This window comes from Streptomyces venezuelae (genome assembly GCF_008642275.1).
GTDB lineage: Bacteria > Actinomycetota > Actinomycetes > Streptomycetales > Streptomycetaceae > Streptomyces > Streptomyces venezuelae_E.
Genome location: NZ_CP029189.1, coordinates 3,950,558 through 3,967,364, shown reverse-complemented (window position 1 = coordinate 3,967,364; position 16,807 = coordinate 3,950,558). Strand labels below are relative to the sequence as shown.

Annotated in this window: 11 protein-coding genes; 6 read left to right on the top strand and 5 right to left on the bottom strand. The window is 72.8% G+C overall.

Annotation, left to right across the window (positions count from 1 at the left end; genetic code table 11):
- The first annotated feature begins 2 nt into the window (after positions 1-2).
- The 3 genes from DEJ51_RS17405 (at position 3) to DEJ51_RS17395 (ending at position 4,052) form a co-directional block, all read left to right on the top strand.
- Entirely contained in the window at positions 3-1,997 is a 1,995-nt protein-coding gene (locus DEJ51_RS17405) for an FUSC family protein (RefSeq protein WP_150258416.1), read from the top strand.
- Positions 1,998-2,073: 76 nt separating this feature from the next.
- Positions 2,074-2,775: a hypothetical protein gene (locus tag DEJ51_RS17400; RefSeq protein WP_150258415.1), complete on the top strand. Its 702-nt coding sequence runs from the start codon at positions 2,074-2,076 to the stop codon at positions 2,773-2,775.
- Positions 2,763-4,052 (top strand): sensor histidine kinase, encoded by a 1,290-nt coding sequence (locus DEJ51_RS17395; protein ID WP_150258414.1) that lies wholly within the window; start codon positions 2,763-2,765, stop codon positions 4,050-4,052. Before DEJ51_RS17400 ends, DEJ51_RS17395 begins: the two co-directional genes overlap by 13 nt.
- A gap of 81 nt (positions 4,053-4,133) precedes the next feature.
- Here the strand turns inward: DEJ51_RS17395 and DEJ51_RS17390 are convergent, their stop codons facing one another.
- Complete coding sequence (locus tag DEJ51_RS17390; protein ID WP_150258413.1) at positions 4,134-6,221, bottom strand: PhoX family protein; 2,088 nt, start codon at positions 6,219-6,221, stop codon at positions 4,134-4,136.
- A 309-nt stretch (positions 6,222-6,530) separates the two neighbouring features.
- Between DEJ51_RS17390 and DEJ51_RS17385 the strand changes: the two genes are divergently transcribed.
- On the top strand, positions 6,531-8,444 hold the full coding sequence (locus DEJ51_RS17385; protein WP_223835850.1) for a VWA domain-containing protein: 1,914 nt from the start codon (positions 6,531-6,533) through the stop codon (positions 8,442-8,444).
- 123 nt (positions 8,445-8,567) lie between these two features.
- On the opposite strand, the gene aspS is transcribed toward DEJ51_RS17385, so the two are convergent.
- A complete protein-coding gene (gene aspS, locus DEJ51_RS17380) occupies positions 8,568-10,388 on the bottom strand; it encodes an aspartate--tRNA ligase (RefSeq protein WP_150258411.1) in 1,821 nt (606 codons plus the stop codon).
- A gap of 171 nt (positions 10,389-10,559) precedes the next feature.
- Here aspS and DEJ51_RS17375 point away from each other — a divergent pair, with 171 nt between their 5' ends.
- Together DEJ51_RS17375 and DEJ51_RS17370 are read left to right on the top strand one after the other, a co-directional pair.
- Positions 10,560-12,839 (top strand): SpoIIE family protein phosphatase, encoded by a 2,280-nt coding sequence (locus DEJ51_RS17375; RefSeq protein ID WP_150258410.1) that lies wholly within the window; start codon positions 10,560-10,562, stop codon positions 12,837-12,839.
- Between the two features lie 60 nt (positions 12,840-12,899).
- Positions 12,900-13,973 (top strand): AI-2E family transporter, encoded by a 1,074-nt coding sequence (locus DEJ51_RS17370; protein ID WP_150258409.1) that lies wholly within the window; start codon positions 12,900-12,902, stop codon positions 13,971-13,973.
- Positions 13,974-13,983: 10 nt separating this feature from the next.
- On the opposite strand, the gene DEJ51_RS17365 is transcribed toward DEJ51_RS17370, so the two are convergent.
- The 3 genes from DEJ51_RS17365 to DEJ51_RS17355 form a co-directional block, all read right to left on the bottom strand.
- On the bottom strand, positions 13,984-14,979 hold the full coding sequence (locus DEJ51_RS17365) for a pirin family protein (protein WP_150258408.1): 996 nt from the start codon (positions 14,977-14,979) through the stop codon (positions 13,984-13,986).
- 299 nt (positions 14,980-15,278) lie between these two features.
- Positions 15,279-16,229, bottom strand: coding sequence for an ArsR/SmtB family transcription factor (locus DEJ51_RS17360; RefSeq protein WP_223836185.1), 951 nt, complete (start codon positions 16,227-16,229; stop codon positions 15,279-15,281).
- Between the two features lie 58 nt (positions 16,230-16,287).
- Positions 16,288-16,746, bottom strand: coding sequence for an SseB family protein (locus DEJ51_RS17355; RefSeq protein WP_033215170.1), 459 nt, complete (start codon positions 16,744-16,746; stop codon positions 16,288-16,290).
- Positions 16,747-16,807: the final 61 nt, after the last annotated feature.

Sequence of the window (16,807 nt, the reverse complement as noted above, 5' to 3'; positions counted from 1 at the left end):
GAATGAGCACCGAACGCACCGAACACATAGCGTCGCGGCGAGCCCGGCACCATCCGCTGGCTCCGCCCTCCTGGCTCCTCAACGGGCTGAAGCCCAGTGCCGCACCGATCCCCTGGGCCGCCGTGGCCCGGGCCTCCGTCGCGATGTCCGTCCCGCTCGCCGTCGGTTTCGCGCTCGACGAGCCCGAATTCGGCGCGCTCGCCTCCATGGGAGCCCTCGCCGGAGTCATCGGCGACACCGCCGACGCCTACCGGATGCGCGTCCTGAACATCGCCGTCCCCCAGCTCTTCGGCGCGGTGGGCGTGACGCTGGGGACCCTGGTCTACGGGCAGGGCTGGCTGGCTGTCGGAGCACTCACCCTCATCGCCCTCGTCTCCGGAATGATCTCTTCCATCGGCTCGGTCGCCTCCGTGTCCGGGCTGCTGCTCCTGCTCAACTCCGTCATCGGCGCCGGACTGCCGCTGCCCCGGCCCTGGTGGACCGCCCCGCTGCTGCTGACCGCGGGCGGTCTGTTCGTCCTCGCGCTGAGCCTGCTGGGCTGGCCGCTGCGCCGCCGGCAGCCGGAACGCACCGCCGTGGCCGACACCTACCGGGCCCTGGCCGACGCCCTGGAGGCCGCCGGCGGACCCGGCGACCGCTACGACGAACGCCGGCAGCAGGTCACCCAGGCCATCAACCACGCCTACGACCTCGTGCTCGGCCGCCGGGCCCGGGTACACGGGCGCAGCCCCTCGCTGGTACGCCTGCTGGCCCAGCTCAACGTGGTGATCCCGCTGGTGGAGGCCGCGCCGGCCGCGCACCTGCGCGGCCGGCCGCTGCCCCCCGAGATCCCGGCGGCCGTGAGGGAACTGGCCGACGCCGTCGAGGAGGGCCGCACCGGAACCCCCGTACTGGAGCTGCCCGCCCCGCACACCCCGGCCGAACGGGCCGTCGACGCGGCCCTGCGGCACGCCGCGAAGATCGTGCACATCGCCGAACCCGACCTGAACAACGTGGACGACCGCCTCGGCCGGCCTGCCGCACTGCGGGTACGGGCCCGGCGGACGGTCCGCGACATGGTGCTGTCCCGGGCCTCCTGGCGGTACGGGCTGCGGCTCGCCCTGTGCATCGGGATCGCGCAGTGCCTCGTATCGGTGATCGAGGTCGAGCGGTCCTACTGGGTCGCCCTGACCGTCACCTTCGTCCTCAAGCCCGACTTCGGCTCGGTGTTCTCCCGGGCCGTGCTGCGCGCGCTCGGCACCGCGGGCGGGCTGGTCATCGCCGCCGCCGTGCTCTCCGAGGTACCGCGCGGCTGGTGGGACGTCCCGGTGATGGTGGTACTGGCCGGACTGATCCCCGCCTTCTCGGCCAAGGGGTACGCCTTCCAGACCGCCGCGATCACCCCGGTGATCCTGCTCCTCTCGGACCTGCTCAACCACCAGGGCTTCGACCTGATCCGCCCCCGGCTGGTGGACAGCCTGATCGGCTGTGCGATCACCCTCGTCTTCGGCTACCTCCTGTGGCCCGAGAGCTGGCACACCCGGATCGGGGACCGGCTCGCCGACACCGTCGACGATGCCGCACGCTACGCGGAACGGGCCTTCGCGCCGGTCGCCGACGAGGCCGCGTTCGCGGCGGCGCGGACCGCCCGCCTCCAGGCCCGGCGGCGCATCTACCGGGACCTGTCGGGCGTGCGCAGCGAGTTCCAGCGGGCGCTGACCGAGCCGCCGCCCACCGGGGCGCGGGCCGCCGCCTGGTGGCCGCTGGTGGTCGCCGTCGAGCGGATCGTGGACGCGACCACCGCCGCACGGGTCCGGGTCAACCACGGCGCGGCGCCGCCCCCGGCCGAGGAGGTCGAGGCGATCGCGCGGCAGCTCCACGACCTGGCCCACCGGGTGCGCAGCAGCACCGTCCCGGTCCGGGTGGCCGCGGAGCCGGAGGGCGCCGGGACGAGCGTGCTGGCCCCGGTCCGCCAGGAGATCGCGGCCGCCCTGGCCATCGCCCGGCCGGAGTCCTGACCCGGCACCGCCCCGCGCGTCCCCCGAATGGGCCGCCTCCCGGGCCGGGCGGGGGCCGACGGGGCAGCATCGGAGCATGCGCCCCGTCCCTGCCGTGATGGTCCTCGCCGTACTCCTGGCGGGGTGCGCCGACGTGGAGGGACTGCAGAGCGAGGGCGACCTCGGCACGGTGCACGCCCCGAAGAGCCTGTGGAAGGACATCCGCCCCGACCCGCCCGCCCCGGACCAGAAACCGGGCACGGCCGCCGTGGTGCCCGGCCTGCCCGAGGTGGCCGGCCTGGACATGCGCGGGGTGGACCCGCTGTCGGTCGTACGCGCCGACATCACCTCCGCCGCCGAGCAGGACGGCGGGAGCGGCCGGCTCGTCGACCCGCGCGCCGCCGGACGGCTCGCGCTCTGCACACAGGCTGTGGACGGCGGCCCCGACTGCCCGGTGCGCCCGGCCGTCCTGCACGATCTGACGGGCAACGGCCGGGAGGAGCTCATCACCGCCCTGGACGTCGACGGCCGGATCAGCGAGCTGCGCGTCTACACCGTCCAGGACGACGGGAACATCGCCCGGATCCTGTCCCGGCGCGCGGTACTGGAGGGCGTCGAGGTGGCCGCCGAGCACCTGGCCGTCCGCGAGCCCACGACCAACCCCGCCTACGTGGCCGTCTCCGACTACGTGTGGGACCCCAAAGCCGGGATCATGAACCTGTCCCAGCTCACCCTCGACGACTGCCCGGGGCTCACCCAGAACCCGCCGAGCGAGGACGGGTCGCGATGCGCGCGCTGAGCAGCCTGCGCTGGAAGATCGCGCTGACCACCACCATGGTGTGCTGCATGGTCGCCGCCGCACTCGGCATCCTGGTGCACAACGTGGTCGCCCGGCAGATGGTCGGGGAGGTCCGCAAGGCCGCCGCCACCGAGCTGGAGCACGCCCTGGGCCACTACGAGTACGGCACCGCGCACGGCGACGTGAACGCCGTGCTGAACCCGCCCGACCTCCCCCGGCGACTGCGCGAGCTCGTCGCGAGCGGCCAGACCGGAAGCATCGTCGGAGTACAGGGCGGAAAGCCCGTCATGTGGGCGGCCGGACCCGCGGACGGGCAGGCACTCGCGGTCTGGCTGCCCTTCGGGAGCACCCGCGAGCGGCTGCGGGACATCGACACCGCCATCCTCGCCTCGGCGGTCCTCGCGGCCGGGCTGGTGGCACTGGCCGGCCTGTTCCTCGCCGACCGGATCAGCCGGCGGCTCGCGGCCACGGCCGCCGTGGCCCGGCGGATCAGCGCCGGGGACCTGGACGCCCGGGTGAACCTCGGGGCCGAAGGGGACGGTCCGGGGCCGGGCCGGTCCCGTGACGAGGTCCAGGACGTCGCCCACGCGCTGGACTCGATGGCGAGCTCGCTCCAGGGCCGGCTGGAGGCGGAGAAGCGCTTCACGGCGGATGTCGCGCACGAGCTGCGCACGCCGCTCACCGGTTCGCTGGCCGCGGCCGCGCTGCTGCCCGAGGGCCGCCCCAAGGAAATGATCAACAACCGGCTGAAGGCCCTGCACCTGCTGACCGAGGACCTGCTGGAGATCTCCCGCCTGGACTCGGGAGTCGAACGGGCCGATCTCGCCCGGGTGGAGCTCGGCCGGGCGGTGCAACGGGCGGTCGCCGCGGTCGCCGGCGGGGGCGGGGCCGCACCGGAGACGGCACCGGCCGCCTCGGTACGGGTGGTCCAGGACATGACGGTGGTCACCGACCGGCGACGGCTGGACCGCATCCTGGCCAATCTGCTGGTCAACGCCGGCAAACACGGCAGACCGCCGGTCGAGGTGACCGTGGAGGGGCCGGTGGTGGTGGTCCGCGACCACGGGCCGGGCTACCCGCCCGAGCTGATCGAGCGGGGTCCGCAGCGTTTCCGTACCGGGGACCCGGGCCGCGGGCGCGGCCACGGCCTGGGACTCACGATCGTGATGGGCCAGGCGGCCGTGCTGGACATCGTGGTGGGCTTCGCCAACGCGCCCGGCGGGGGCGCGGTGACGACGCTCCGGCTCCCTGTCGGCAGGGTCCCACAGGAGAATTGACCGGCTTCGGATGGTTCTGCGGCCTGTATGCCCCAGGGGCGTGTTTCACGTGAAACACGCCCCTGGGGTCAACTGGACCGGTCAGACACCGATGTTGCGGCCGTCCTTGCGCCAGACGGACACGACCGCGGGGCGGACGATCTTGCCGGGGCCGTCGGGCCACACCGACTGCGGCTTCTCGACGGACGCACCGTCGATCTCGCCCGGGTGCTGGACGGAGACCAGGACGCGCTTGTCCTGGATCAGCGGGCCACAGGTCTCGGCGCCGCGCGGAACGGTCAGGAACTGCTTCAGCTCACCGCGGCGCTCACCGGCCGTCGCGACACCGAACAGGCCGTCGTGGGAGCCGAGCTGGTTGCCGTCGGTGGAGATCCACAGGTTGCCGTGCGGGTCGAACGCCACGTTGTCCGGGCAGGAGATCGGGCTGACCTTGTCCTTGGGGAAGCCCGCGAAGTAGGTCGCCGGGTCGTTCGGGTCACCGGCGACCAGGAACAGCCGCCAGGCGAAGCCGTCGCCCGCCGGGTCGTCGAAGTTCTCGGCGAGCTCCAGGATCTGGCCGTGCTTGTTCAGGTTGCGCGGGTTGGCCTCGGTGGCGCCTTCCTTGCCGGGCTTGCCGCGGTCGGTGTTGTTGGTCAGCGCGATGTAGACACGACCGGTACGCGGGGAGGGCTCGACGTCCTCGGGGCGGTCCATCTTCGTCGCGCCCACCTTGTCGGCTGCCTGGCGCGTGAAGACGTACACCTCCTCGGCGGTCATGCCCTCGACGTGCGAGACGTTGCCGGTGGCCAGCTTGATCCACACGCCGGAGCCGTCGAACTCGCCGTCGGAGGGGAGCTTGCCGGTGCCGTCGAGCTCGGCGGCCGGGGAGTCACCGGTGAGCTTGGCGACGTAGAGGGTGCCCTCGTCGAGCAGCGTGAGGTTGTGCTCCTTCGCGGCGCGCGAGTTGCCCTTCTTCATCTGCTTCGACGAGACGAACTTGTAGAAGTAGTCGAAACGCTCGTCGTCGCCCATGTAGACGACCGGGCGGCCGTCCTCGGTCAGGCGGGGCTGCGCGGCCTCGTGCTTGAAGCGGCCGAGCGCGGTGCGCTTGCGCGGGACCGAGTGCGGGTCGTACGGGTCCAGCTCGACGACCCAGCCGAAGCGGTGCGACTCGTTGGGCTCCTGGGCCACGTCGAAGCGCTTGTCGAACCGCTCCCACTTGCGCTCGGTGGCGCCGGTGGTCATGCCGTAGCGCTTCAGGCGGGCGGCCTGGGCCGGGTCGGTGACCTGGCCGGCGTTCGCGAAGTACTGGTTGAAGTTCTCCTCGCCGTGGAGGGTGGTGCCCCACGGGGTGGTGCCGCCGGCGCAGTTGTTGAGGGTGCCGAGCACCTTGGTGCCGGTGGGGTCGACGGAGGTCTTCAGCAGGGCGCTGCCCGCGGCGGGACCCGTCATCCGGAACTCGCTGGTGGCCGTCAGACGGCGGTTGAGCTGGTGGCGGCTGATCGCGGTCAGCTTGCCGCTGCGGTGGTCCTCCTGGACGGCGACCACGGACAGGCCGTGCGCGGCCCAGGCGATCTCGACCTGCTCGCGGGTCGGGTTGGCCGCGTCGTACGCCTTGAACATCAGGTTCTCGTCCGTGTACTCGTGGTTGGCCACGAGCAGCTGCTGACGCTCGTAGTCGCCGCCGAGCGGGAGGAGGCTCAGGAAGTCGTTGTTGTAGCCGAACTGACCGGCCTGCGCGGCGGCCGTCTGCTTGTCGGCGTTGAAGCCCGGGGCACCCTTGACGATCGGGTCGCCCCAGCGGATCACCACGTTCTGCTCGTGGCCCTCGGGGATGGTCACCTTGTCGTCGGTGTTCGGCGCGACGGCCTTGAAGCGCAGACCCCGGGCCGCGTCCCCGCCCTTGCCCGCGGCGGCCGCGGCGGCATCGGCGGAGGGGGTGGCGTTGGCGCTCTGCCCCGGGCCGCCGAACGCCACGGCGGAACCGGCCGCGGTGGCCACCGTGACGACGGCGGCGGAGCGCAGCATCGCCCGGCGGGAGTAGGCGCGGGCTATGACGTCGCCGACGTACTCGTTGTCGCTTGTGTTCGGCACCTCGTGGAAGCAGGCGTCGCCACAGCGGTAACGACAGGTGAGAGCGGACCGGCCGCTCCCATGCGGGTTGCCGATGAACGGCAGAAGCTTGCGCACGAGTGTCCTCCGAGTAGCTGCGTGGGTGCCGACAACGCGTCGGTACGATCCAGGCGCGACGGTAGGCCCGGGTTGCGCCGAAGCGGCGGCGCGGGGATGAACGGTCGGTGAACCCGGCACGTCGGAGCGGCAGTTCAGGAACGCGGTGCGGGTGTGTGGGAGCCGGGCGCCACGAAAGGCGCCCCTGCCGAAGATCCACCCCAGCGGCCGATAACCTTACGTGTCCACTCTGGGCAGGGATCATCCGCGCAGCACGGACAAATGACGCACGCACACATGCGAAAGGCCTGGCCCATGGGTATTCGGAGCTTGTTGCGCAAGGTATTCGGACGGTCCGCGGAATCCGTTCCGGAGACTACGGACACCCCTTCGGCCGCTGTCCCGAACCAGGCGGAACGGACCCCTCTGGACGTCGCCGCCGAACTGGTGGCGGCGTCCTTCGACAACCCGACCGTTCCGCCGCAGTCCACCCCGCGCGACCGTGAACCGGGCACGGTCCTCACCGCCCCCGCCCCGGCGGCGGACCCCACGGTCCCGGAAGCCCGCCGTGCGCCTGCGGCGAAGCCCGGCGGAGAAACCCCCGCCGCTGCGGCGGACCCGTCCACCGCTGCCGCGGACCAGACCGACGCGCCGCAGGCACAGGACGCCCCGGTTGCGGAACCCGCCGAGGCCGAAGGCCAGGACACCCCCGCTGCTACGGAGGCCAACTCCCCGGAGGCGGACACCGCCACCGAGGCGCAGCCGGAGCCCGCACCGGCCGCCGCCGAAGCCACCGCGCCGGAGGCGGACACCACCACTACCGCGGAGCAGGCCGACGCGCCGCAGGCGCAGGACGAGACCCCGGCCGCCGCCGAGGCCACCGCGCCGCAGGCGCAGGACGACGCCCCGGCCGCCGAGCCCGCCGAGGCCGAAGGCCAGGACACCCCCGCCGCCGCGGAGCAGGCCGAGGCCACCGCCCCCGAGGCCGAACCGGCCGCTGCCGCTGCCGAGCCGGTCACCGCCGCGGAGCAGGCCGACGCACCGCAGGCGCAGGACGAGACCCCGGCCGCCGAGCAGCCCGAGGCGGACACCACCGCCGCAGAGCCGGCCGCCGCCGAGGCCACCGCGCCGCAGGCGCAGGACGACGCCCCGGCCGCCGAGCCCGCCGAGGCCGAAGGCCAGGACACCCCCGCCCCCGCCACTGCGGACCAGGCCAACTCCCCGGAGGCGGACACCGCCAACGAGGCGCAGCCCGAGGCCGCACCGGCCGCCGCTGAGGCCGAACCGGCCGCTGCCGCTGCCGAGCCGGTCACCGCCGCGGAGCAGGCCACCGCGCCGCAGGCGCAGGACGAGACCCCGGCCGCGGAGCCCGCCGAGGCCTCCGCCGCGGAGCAGGCCGAAGCGCCGGAGGCGGACACCGCCACCGAGGCGCAGCCCGAGCCCGCACCGGCCGCCGCCGAGGCCACCGCGCCGGAAGCCGAACCGGCCGCCGCCGCTGCGGAGCAGGCCACCGCGCCGCAGGCGCAGGACGAGGCGCCGGCTGCGGAGGAGGCCGAGACGCAGGCCGCGCCGGAGGCGACCGGTGGGGCCGCGAACGGGGCGGCCGTCGTGCGGCGGCGGGCTCCTGAGGTCGCCGGGGCGTACAAGGCCGCCGGGCAGGTGCTGCGGAGCAGGGGCAAGGCCGGGGCCCGTGCCAAGGTGTACCTCGTGCTGGACCGGTCCGGGTCGATGCGCGGGTTCTACAAGGACGGCAGCGCCCAGTACCTCGCCGACCACGCCCTCGCCCTCGCCGCGCACCTCGACGACGCGGCGACCGTGCACACCGTGTTCTTCTCCACGGAGTTGGACGGCACCGCCGACCTGACCCTCGACGGCCACGACGCCGCCTGGGTCGAGACCCGCCACGCCGAGCTCGGCCGCATGGGCCGCACCAGCTACCACGTTGCCGTCGAGGCCGTCGTGGAGCGCTACCAGAAGGACGGCGGCGAGGGCCCGGCCCTGGTCGTCTTCCAGACCGACGGCGCCCCCGACAACCGCCAGCCCGCCCGCCAGGCACTGGCCGACGCCGCCACCACGGCTCCGGGCATCCACTGGCAGTTCGTGGCCTTCGGTGACCACGACGCGAAGGCCTTCGACTTCCTGCGCAAGCTGGACGCCGAGAACGCCGGCTTCTTCCACGCCGGCCCCGCCCCCACCGAGCTGACCTCGTCGGCCCTCCTCAAGGGCGTCCTCGACCGGTTCTGACACCGGTCTGCCGGACACGGCGAAGGGCCCGGGATCCTCGGATCCCGGGCCCTTCGCCGTCAGCAGGTCAGCAGGTCAGCAGGTCGGTACGTCCGTACGGACGTACCGACCTACCGCCGTACGTCAGCGCGCCGCGTCCGGGTGGACGGCCTCGCCGACGGGACGCTCGGCAGCGGCCGCCTTCGTCTCGACCGGCTTGCGCAGCGCGATGTTCAGCTCGCGCAGACGGGCCTCCTCCAGCACCGTCGGCGCGCCCATCATCAGGTCCTGCGCGTTGCCGTTCAGCGGGAAGGCGATGGTCTCGCGGATGTTCGGCTCGTCGGCCAGCAGCATCACGATGCGGTCCACGCCCGGGGCGATGCCACCGTGCGGCGGGGCGCCCAGGCGGAACGCGCGCAGCATGCCCGCGAACTCGCGCTCGACGGTCTCGGCCTCGTAACCAGCGATCTCGAAGGCCTTCAGCATGACCTCGGGCTCGTGGTTGCGGATCGCGCCGGAGGACAGCTCGATGCCGTTGCAGACGATGTCGTACTGCCAGGCCAGGATGTCGAGCGGGTCCTTCTCCTCCAGGTCCTTCATGCCGCCCTGCGGCATGGAGAAGGGGTTGTGGGAGAAGTCGATCTTGCCGGTCTCCTCGTCCTTCTCGTACATCGGGAAGTCGACGATCCAGCAGAACCGGAAGACGTTCTCCTCGAAGTGGCCCGCACGCTTGGCCGCCTCGACGCGGACGCCGGACATGATCTTGGAGACCTCGTCGAACTCGCCCGCTCCGAAGAACACGGCGTGGCCGGGGACCAGGCCCAGGCGCTCGGTGAGGACCTTGACGTTCTCCTCGGTGAGGAACTTGGCGATCGGGCCGGTCAGCGCACCGTCCTCGCCGACGCGCACCCAGGCCAGGCCCTTGGCGCCCAGCGAGATCGCGTACTCGCCGAGGCCGTCGAAGAACTTGCGCGGCTGCGCGGCGGTGTCCGGGACGGCCAGGGCACGCACGTGCTTGCCGGCGAACGCCTTGAACTCCGAGCCCGCGAACACGTCGGTGATGTCGACGAGCTCCAGCTTGGCGCGCAGGTCGGGCTTGTCGTTGCCGTACTTCAGCATCGACTCGCGGAACGGGATCCGCGGGAACGGCGAGGTGACCTCGCGGCCGCCTCCGAACTCGGTGAAGAGCTCGGTCATCAGGCGCTCGATCGGCTGGAAGACGTCCTCCTGCTCGACGAAGGACATCTCCACGTCGAGCTGGTAGAACTCGCCCGGCGAGCGGTCGGCGCGGGCGTCCTCGTCGCGGAAGCAGGGCGCGATCTGGAAGTAGCGGTCGAAGCCGGAGATCATCAGCAGCTGCTTGAACTGCTGCGGCGCCTGCGGCAGCGCGTAGAACTTGCCCGGGTTCAGGCGGGACGGCACGACGAAGTCACGGGCGCCCTCGGGGGAGGTCGCGGTGAGGATCGGGGTCGCCATCTCGTTGAAGCCGAGGGCCACCATCTTCGAGCGGATCGACGCGATGACGGCCGAGCGCAGCATGATGTTGCGGTGCATGCGCTCGCGGCGCAGGTCGAGGAAGCGGTACTCCAGGCGCCGCTCCTCGTTCACCCCGTCGTCGGTGTTGATCGTGAACGGCAGCGGGGCGGCCGCGCCGAGCACCTCGACCGCGGAGACCTCGATCTCGATCTCGCCGGTCGGCAGCTCCGGGTTGACGTTGTCCGCGCCGCGGGAGACGACCTTGCCGTCGATGCGGACGACGGTCTCCTTGGTGACGCTGCTCAGCGCCTCGTTCGCCGCGGTGCCGGGCCGGGCGACCAGCTGCGTGATGCCGTAGTGGTCGCGCAGATCGATGAAGAGGATGCCGCCCAGGTCTCGACGGTTGTGCAGCCAGCCGCTCAGTCGGACGTCGGCGGCGACGTCAGAAGCGCGGAGCTCGCCGCAGGTGTGGGACCTGTACCGATGCATCAGTCATCCAGTTCTACGCGATACCAGGGTGGATTCAACCGTCCCAAGGTTACCGTCCGGGAAGGTGGCGGGGCGGGCACTCCCTCCGGCCTGCGCAGATGCGTCCGGCGGTCCGGCCGAACGGTCCGGGCGAACAGGCACGTAACGGATGCGACCTGTAAAGATGGCCGGGTGCGCACCGAGGACGTCCTGGCCGCCATCGCGACCGGTCTGTGGCGATGGGACAACGCCTCCGGGACGGTCACTCTCGACGGAGAGGCCGCCCGGCTCCTCGGGCTGCCCGCCGAACCGGTGGTGCTGCCGGAGGCCACCGTACGGTCCCGCTTCCACCCGGTGGACTGGAACGAGATCAACGGGATCGTCAACATGGCCGTCGCCGAGGGCACCCTCGCCGAGGCCCGGCTCCGGATCATGGACGTCGACGGCCGGGTGCTGCGGACCGTGCGCAGCCGCTCCAAGCCGGTGGAGAACCGGGCGCCAGGGGGGTCCCCCCGGACGGAGTCCGGGGGAGGGACCACGGACTACGAGCTGATCGGCACCATCCAGGAGATCGCCGAGCCGCAGCCCGGCACCACGGCCGCCCACACCCCCATCACGGGCGACTGGCGGCGCTCCCGCGAGGCCTTCCTGCTGGACGCGGGCCGTGCGCTGGCGGAGGCACGGTCCACGGCCGAGGTGCTGCGGGTCGCCGCCTCGCTGTCGATGCCCGGTTTCAGCCCGGACGGGCTGGCCGTTTTCGGGGTGGCCGGCGACCGGTTGTCGATCATCGGGCACCACGGGCACGATCCGGGGGACGAGGGCCCGTTCTCCGACATGCCGCTGGAGACGGACTATCCGGCGGCGGAGGTCGTCCGTACCGGGCGGGCTATCTACCTGGCCACTCCCGAGGACTACAAACGGCGCTTCCCGGCCGCCTGGCCGCTCGCGCAGCGCTTCGACCGGGTCTCCTGGGCGTTCCTGCCGCTGATCGTGGCCGGGCGGACCATGGGCGCCTGGATGGCCGCCTTCAAGCACCCGGCGTCCTTCTCCCCCGACGAGCGGTCCGTCCTGACGACCGTCGCCCGGATGCTGGCCCAGGCGCTCCAGCGCGCCGTCGTGGCCGAGTCCGAGCGGGAACTCACCACCGGCCTGCAGCGGTCGATGATGCCGCAGCTCGGCCCGGAGATCCCCGGCATGCGGATCGCGGCCCGCTACGTCCCGACGGGCGGCGGACTCCAGGTGGGCGGCGACTGGTACGACATGATCCCGCTGCCGTCGGGCAGGTTCGCGCTGGTCATCGGCGACGTGCAGGGGCACGACGTCCGGGCGGCCGGTTTGATGGGCCAGCTGCGGATCGCCGTACGGGCGTACGCGTCCGAGGGCCACCGGCCGGACGCGGTGCTCTCGCGGGCCTCCCGCTTCCTGGCCGGGCTGTGCTCCTCCCCGGAGTCCGGCCCGTACGGGCCGGACGGCGGCCGGGACTCCGACTTCCTCAGCCCGCGGTTCGCGACCTGCCTGTACGTGGAGTGCGATCCCCGGACCGGCATGCTGGAGGTGGCCCGCGCCGGCCACCCCGATCCCGCGATCCGGATGGCCGACGGCACCGTCCTGATGCGCCCCACCGCGGGCGGACTGCCGCTGGGCATCGATCCCGAGTCCGACTACCCCACCACCCGGTTCACCCTGGAGCCCGGCGAGACGATGATGCTCTGCACCGACGGGCTCATCGAGACCGGCGGGCACGACCTCGACACCGGCTGGGCGCGGCTGCGGGCGGTCCTGGAGTCCGACGCGCACGAGGGCGCGCACGACGGCCCGTACGAGGGCGGGTACGAGGCCGCGTACGAGGACGGGGCGGCCGCCACGGCGGCACACGTCGCGCCGGCCCACCTCGAAAGGCTGGCCGACCTGCTGGTCCAGGCCGTGCACGGGCCGTCCTCGCACCACACCACCGGCCCGCTCGCCGACCGCCGCGAGGACGACATAGCGGTCGTGCTGCTGCGCCGCGAGAGCGCGGACCGCGGGCCCGGCTCCCCGCTGCCGCACCCGGCCCGGCCCGTGCGCCGCACCGTGCTCACCGTGGCCCAGGTGGAGCCCGAACGGATCGCGGGCGCGCGGCAGCAGATCCGCGAGCTGCTGCACGACTGGGCCGACGCCGACCAGGTGGACTCCGCGGTGCTGATGGTCTCCGAGATGGTGACGAACGTACTGACGCACACCGACGGCGACGCGCTGCTGGTCGCGGAGGCGGTCGGCGAGCTGGGCGCGCGCCGGCTGCGCGTCGAGGTCGCCGACGGCAGCGACGAGCTCCCGCACAAGCGCCAGCCGGGGGAGATGTCCTCCAGCGGGCGCGGGGTGCTGCTGATGGAGATGCTGGCCGACGCGTGGGGCGTGGACCCGCGCGGCGAGGGCAAGTCGATCTGGTTCGAGCTGCACGAGCAGTCGAAGGCGGACGCCGACCAGGCGTTCTGACCCGTCGGCACGGCGCGACGGGGTGTGATGGGGCGTGATGGGGTGTGATGGGATGCAGCGGTGTCCAATCCCCCGGATCGTCTCCTGCCCGAGCCCGTACGGCGGCTCGCCGCCTGGTGCGGCGTCGTCCTGCTCGTCACCGCGGTCCTCGCCGTCGGCGTGTGGCTGTGCACCGTCTTCGAGGCCGCCGTGACGCCCGTGCTGCTGGCCGTGCTCGGTACGGCCCTGCTCGGGCCGATGCACCGGCGCCTGGTCCGCATGGGGGTGAACCGCTCACTGGCCGCGGCCCTGACCTGCCTCGCCGTGGTCGCCGTCGTCGGCGGGGCCACGTACGTCGTCGTCCTCGCCCTCATCGAGACGGGCGGCGAGATCGTCGACTCGCTGCGCAAGGCCGGCGAGATGGTCTCCGAGCACTTCGGGGCGGTGGGGACCTCGCTGGAGGACGTCGCGGCGAACTCCAAGGACCTGCTCGCCAAGTTCGGCGGCACGGCCGCCTCGGGCGTGGTCTCGGGGATCAGCGTGGTGGGCTCGATGATCGCGATGGTGCTGCTCGCGCTGGTGCTGATCTTCTTCTTCCTGCGCGACTCCGACGGAGCCGTGGGAACGCTGCGCTCGATCGTCCCGAGCCGCTCGGGCGACCTGATGGAGGCCATGGGCCGGCGTGCCTTCGAGGCCGTCGAGGGGTTCATGCGCGGGACCACGTTCGTGGCCCTGGTGGACGCCGTGCTGATCGGCGCGGGCCTGCTGGTCCTCGACGTGCCGGGTGCGCTGGGGCTCGCCGCCCTGGTCTTCGTGACGGCCTACATCCCCTACCTCGGGGCCATCCTGTCGGGCGCCGTGGCCGTCCTCGTGGCCTTCGCCGACCGGGGCTGGATCATCGGTCTGTGGGCGCTGGGCCTGGTGCTGCTGGTCCAGATGATCGAGGGTTACGTGCTGCAGCCGGTGGTGCAGAGCCGCACCGTGCAGATGCACCCGGCCGTGGTGATGCTGGCCATCACCGCGGGCGCGAGCGTCGCCGGGATCCTCGGGATGCTGCTGGCGGTGCCGCTGACCGCCGCCGTCTTCGGGGTGATCTCGGAGCTGCGGGCCCGGTACACCGCGGATGCGGCGCCCGGGCCCGTGGATCCCGCCTAGGACCTCCGGGTCAGTCCTGGTCGGCCTCGCCCGTGCCGCGGTGGCCGAGGCCGGTGCGCGCGGTGGTGGGGATGCGGCCCAGCCGGCCCGCCTGGAAGTCGTCGAAGGCCTGCTGCAGCTCGTGCTTGCTGTTCATCACGAACGGCCCGTAGTGCGCCATCGGCTCCCGGATCGGACGTCCGCCGAGGAGCACGACCTCCAGGTCCGGGGCGTTGGAGTCCTGGGACGCGTCCGCCCGCACCGTGAGCGAGCCGCCCTCGCCGAAGACGGCCGTCTGCCCCGTCTGCACGGGCCTGCGGTCCTCTCCGACGGACCCGCGCCCGGCCATCACGTAGGCCAGCGCGTTGAAGTCCTCGCGCCACGGCAGCGTGATCTGCGCGCCCGGCGACACGGTCGCGTGGATCATCGTGATCGGGGTGTGGGTGATGCCCGGGCCCTGGTGGCCGTCCAGTTCACCTGCGATGACACGGAGCAGGGAACCGCCGTCCGGGGTCGTCAGCAGCTGGACCTGCCCGCCGCCGATGTCCTGGTAGCGCGGGGGCATCATCTTGTCGGAGGCCGGGAGGTTCACCCACAGCTGGAGGCCGTGGAACAGCCCGCCGGACACGACGAGGGACTCCGGCGGCGCCTCGATGTGCAGGAGGCCGGACCCGGCGGTCATCCACTGGGTGTCGCCGCCGTTGATGACTCCGCCGCCGCCGTTGCTGTCCTGGTGGACGAAGGTCCCGTCGATCAGGTACGTGACGGTCTCGAAGCCGCGGTGCGGGTGCCAGGGCGTGCCCTTGGGCTCGCCGGGGGCGTACTCCACCTCACCCATCTGGTCCATCATGATGAACGGGTCGAGGTACTGGTAGTTGATCCCGGCGAACGCGCGGCGCACCGGGAATCCCTCGCCCTCGAACCCACCGGGAGCGGAGACGACGGCCAGCACCTTGCGCGGGACGGCGGCCTGCGGCGCGGCCACTCGCGGAAGGGTCAACGGGTTCTCAACAGTCACTGCGGGCATGGTCAGGACCTCCTTCTGCGTCGAGTTTAGTTGAAACTCGAACTTTCTGCCACACCGACACAACAGAAGGGCCCCGGAGGAAAATTCCTCCGGGGCCCCACCTGTCCTGACCTGCGATTACTCCAGCGACAGGGTGACCGGCACCGCGGACGCCCGCGCGGATCCCGCCGCCAGGACCCCCGTACCCGACGCCATCACCCCCGCGGCCGCCACGGCCCCGGTCCTCGTCCCCCGCCGCACCGATCCTGCGGGCGGACCGGTCCGGGCCGCGATCCTTTCGGGCAGGACCGAAGCGTGGCTCAGCCGCCGCTGTGCAGCAGGTCCACGCCCAGCCCCGTCACCGAGTGCAGGACCGCCCTGCCGTCCCGCCGGGTGGTGATCAGGCCGGCGGCGCGCAGGGTCCGGGTGTGCTCCGAGACCGACGGGAGGCTGATGTCGAGGTCCCGGGCCAGCTCACTGGTGGTGCGCTGCTGGACCAGAAGTTGCAACACGGCCGCCCGGGTGCGCCCCAGCAGCGCGTCCAGCGCACCCTCCGCCGGGCCCGGGCCGACCAGCGGCAGCGGGGTCATCGCCGGGTACAGCAGCACATGGCGCCCCGAGGGGTGCCCGGCGAGCAGCGGCCGCCCCGTCCAGAACGGCGACGGCATCAGCAGCAGGCCCCGGCCCGGCAGCCGGATCTCGTACGCCGGGTCCCGGTCGACCTCGAAGGCCGTGCCCGTCCAGCCCGCCGCCGGGTGCGTGCTCGCCAGCGCGGCCTTGATGCCGTGGGTGGCCAGCAGCCGGGTCCGCCAGGCCACGTCCGCCTGGAAGGACTGCCGGATGCGCGGCCAGTGCGGGGCGACGAGCACCTCGTACGCGGACCGCAGCGCGCCGTCGAGCTGGTCCCACGCCTCGCGCTCCTGCCCCCACAGCGCACGCAGCCAGGACGCGCCGCCCGGCGCCCGGGCCGCGACGCGGCGCAGCTCCTCGGGGGTGAGCCGCGTACCCGCCTCCCGTACGGCGGCGAGGCCTTCCTCCAGGGTGCGCGCGTACGGCTCGACGAACTGGGGGTTGTCGCCGTCGGGGCGCAGGAGGTCGAGCAGCGGGCGGGCGCGGGCGGGCAGCTCCCGGCCGACACGGCTCCGCCAGCGGCCGAAGACCGCCGCCTCGTCGGTGCGCTGCCAGGCGACCAGCGCCATGGCCAGCTCCACCATCGGCAGCGGCTCGCTCGCGAAGGTGACGTCGAACAGGTCCTCGGCGGTGAAGTGCACCCTCAGCAATGCCGCCCCCGTCAGGTCAGGCGTCTAGCCATCTGCGTGGCAATGGCGTCTAGCCATACATGCGGCGCATGGCGAAGTCGACCATCTGCTCGACCGCCTTCGCGTCGAAGACCATCCGGTGGTCGCCTTCCATGTCGAGGACGAAGCCGTACCCGGTCGGCAGCAGGTCGATCACCTCGGCGCCGGTGATCACGAAGTACTTGGACTCCTTGCCGGCGTACCGGCGCAGCTCCTTGAGCGTGGTGAACATCGGGATCACCGGGTGCTGCGTGTTGTGCAGCGCCAGGAACCCGGGGGTGTCGCCGCGCGGGCAGTAGACCTTCGAGGTGGCGAAGATCTGCTGGAAGTCCTCGGCGGAGAGGGACCCCGTGGTGAAGGCCCGCACGGCGTCCGTGAGGGAGGGCGGGGACGGCTCCGGGTACAGCGGCGGCGCCTGTTGCGCGTAGCCCTGCGGGGGCTGCTGCGCATACTGCTGCTGGGCACCCGGGTTCTGGTCGTAGCCGTACATGGGCCGAAGCCTACCGAGCGCCTGCGGCCGTACCGGCCGGTACCGGTCACCGATCCTCTAC

Coding starts and splice junctions, on each gene's coding strand:
- aspS (WP_150258411.1), bottom strand. CDS start 10,388: ATGCATCGGTACAGGTCCCACACCTGCGGCGAGCTCCGCGCTTCTGAC.
- DEJ51_RS17395 (WP_150258414.1), top strand. CDS start 2,763: ATGCGCGCGCTGAGCAGCCTGCGCTGGAAGATCGCGCTGACCACCACC.
- DEJ51_RS17355 (WP_033215170.1), bottom strand. CDS start 16,746: ATGTACGGCTACGACCAGAACCCGGGTGCCCAGCAGCAGTATGCGCAG.
- DEJ51_RS17400 (WP_150258415.1), top strand. CDS start 2,074: ATGCGCCCCGTCCCTGCCGTGATGGTCCTCGCCGTACTCCTGGCGGGG.
- DEJ51_RS17405 (WP_150258416.1), top strand. CDS start 3: ATGAGCACCGAACGCACCGAACACATAGCGTCGCGGCGAGCCCGGCAC.
- DEJ51_RS17365 (WP_150258408.1), bottom strand. CDS start 14,979: ATGCCCGCAGTGACTGTTGAGAACCCGTTGACCCTTCCGCGAGTGGCC.